Source organism: Serratia sp. HNCC26DJ244 (assembly GCF_057180565.1).
Genome location: NZ_JBXUGO010000061.1, coordinates 1 through 1,580, shown reverse-complemented (window position 1 = coordinate 1,580; position 1,580 = coordinate 1). Strand labels below are relative to the sequence as shown.

Genomic DNA, 1,580 nt, shown 5'->3' with positions numbered 1-1,580 from the left:
TTTGACATCCTCCCCGCCCTAAAGGGCGAGGATCCCTACAGCGTTCAGACCGAAGCCTGACTCGCCTCGGTGGGTTCCTGCTTCATCGAGCGGCCTAAAGCTGCCATCTCTCCACAGGCTAACGCGGCGTGCCCCGCCGCTAAAATATTACGAGCGCCGTTTATATCGGCGTTCTCTGTATATCCACATTCCAGACACTCGAACTGACTTTGTGACTGGCGGTTTTCTTTCGCTGTATGACCACAGCAAGCACATTTCTGACTGGTGTAGGCTGGATTAATCGCCAGCACCTGCCCACCGCGCCAAAGCTGTTTGTACTCAAGCTGGCGGCGAAGTTCGTACCACCCCTGATCTAATATCGAACGGTTTAAGCCTGATTTTGCACGGACGTTGCGCCCATGCCGGATTACCGTACCCGCTGCCGACTTTGACATGTTGGCAACTTTCAAGTCTTCAATGACGATCATTGCGTGGTTTTTGCTGATTGTCGTACTGACTTTGTGAAGGTAGTCGCGGCGAATATTTGCGATACGAGAATGCAGGTTTTGTACTTTGCGTTTTGCCTTCTTCCAGTTGTTGCTGAACTTCACCTTACGGCTCATTTCACGCTGAAGTTTGGCAACTTTCTTCTGATTGGTTTTAAAGCTGTTTACAGGCTCAAACACAGTGCCATCAGAGAGCGTAGCGAGTTTTGCTACGCCAGCATCAAGACCTACCATCGATGTTGAGGTATGAGCCGGTTCAGTGACTTCGTATTCAGTCTGAATACTCATGTACCACTTACCGCATGACTGGCTAACCGTGACGTTTTTCACCTCGCCAACAACCTCACGGCTGTTGCGGTAGCTTATCCAGCCCAGTTTTGGCAACGATATACGGTTATTTTCCTGATCGAGCTTCACACCTTGCGGATAGCGGAATGAATCACTTTGACCACGTTTTTTAAGCCGTGGGAATGAGGCTCTTTTTTGGAAGAAGTTTTTATAGGCTCGCTCAAGGTCTTTTAACGCCTGCTGTAAAGACTGAGAAGGTGACTCTTTCAACCAGTGAGTTTCAGGTTCTTTTTTCCACTCAACCAGCCATGCGGCCATTTTTACATAGGGAAGGTATTTGTTTCCCGCCTCATGATTTTCATTCTGTAACGCCAGTGCGCGGTTAAAAACAAAACGACAAGCCCCAGAGAAGCGCCGCATATCACGCTCTTGCTGACCATTGGGTCTTAACTGGAATTTAAAGGCTTGCAGTCGCTTCATACCCACAATTATACTCTTGGCCTATGACAAAAGAAATTGATATTCGTCGAGGAAGACATTGTACTTTTCTGATGTATGTTCACTTGGTCTTTGTTACCAAGTATCGACGCAGAGTATTTGATCAGGATGCTATCGAGAAGCTACGAAATTACTTTGCCAGTGTATGCGCTGATTTCGAGGTTGAACTGGTCGAGATGGACGGCGAAGGCGATCACGTTCACCTGCTGATTAACTACCCACCAAAGTTAGCGGTATCAAATCTTGTTAACAGCCTCAAGGGTGTGTCTAGCCGATTACTTCGTCGTGATCGCCCTGACATTGCAGCTC

2 protein-coding genes are annotated in these 1,580 nt (G+C 48.0%); one reads left to right on the top strand and one right to left on the bottom strand.

What is annotated here, in order from left to right; translation table 11 throughout:
- Positions 1 to 44: 44 nt before the first annotated feature.
- Positions 45 to 1,253 (bottom strand): RNA-guided endonuclease InsQ/TnpB family protein, encoded by a 1,209-nt coding sequence (locus AC2A06_RS18510; protein WP_484381256.1) that lies wholly within the window; start codon positions 1,251 to 1,253, stop codon positions 45 to 47.
- A gap of 23 nt (positions 1,254 to 1,276) precedes the next feature.
- Here AC2A06_RS18510 and tnpA point away from each other — a divergent pair.
- Positions 1,277 to 1,580: IS200/IS605 family transposase (tnpA, locus tag AC2A06_RS18505; RefSeq protein ID WP_484381255.1), on the top strand; the 304-nt coding region annotated here is incomplete at its 3' end.